At 65.8% G+C, this 512-nt stretch carries 1 protein-coding gene; it reads left to right on the top strand.

Annotation, left to right across the window (positions count from 1 at the left end; translation table 11 throughout):
* Positions 1–67: 67 nt before the first annotated feature.
* On the top strand, positions 68–512 hold a 445-nt coding region (locus ACFC0D_RS38615; protein WP_376446797.1), incomplete at its 3' end, for a hypothetical protein.

The raw sequence follows: 512 nt of genomic DNA, 5'->3' as shown, positions 1-512 counted from the left end.
GCTGCAGCGTGCTGCACCGCGTGCGTGAACTGCCCGGCTTCGGGCTTCGGATTGAGGGCTTTTACTCATGGGTCTGATGGACGCCCCTGTCCCCGCCGGTCGCTTGATCGTCACTCCCCACCCGGTGCTGCTGGACGGGCAGCGCAACGCGCCGGTGGACCTGCGTCCGGGCGAGTCTCTCTATGCGTTCCTGATGCGCCACGTAGAAGGGCTCGACGGGCAGGCGTGGCTGGTAACAATCGGCGGTCGCCCTGTCGATCGTCATCTCTGGAGCCACGTCTATCCCAAGCACGGACAGATCATTGAGGTCCGTGGAGCAGTGGGCAAGAGCGCAGTTCGCCTGGTCGCCATGGTCGCGCTGACCTACTTTGCGTTCCAGGCGCCGATGCTGGCGGGCTGGCTGGCCAAGGCGGGCTTGTCTGGTGCTGGCCTGGCGGCTGCACGTGCGGGCGTATATCTGGCCGGCAGTCTGCTGATCAACAAAGTGCTGCAGCCCAAGCAGCCCAGCGCCG

This window comes from Streptomyces sp. NPDC056222 (assembly GCF_042264065.1).
Lineage (GTDB): Bacteria > Actinomycetota > Actinomycetes > Streptomycetales > Streptomycetaceae > Streptomyces.
Note: the sequence above shows the minus strand (reverse complement) of the source record. Positions and strands in the feature narration are given on the sequence as shown.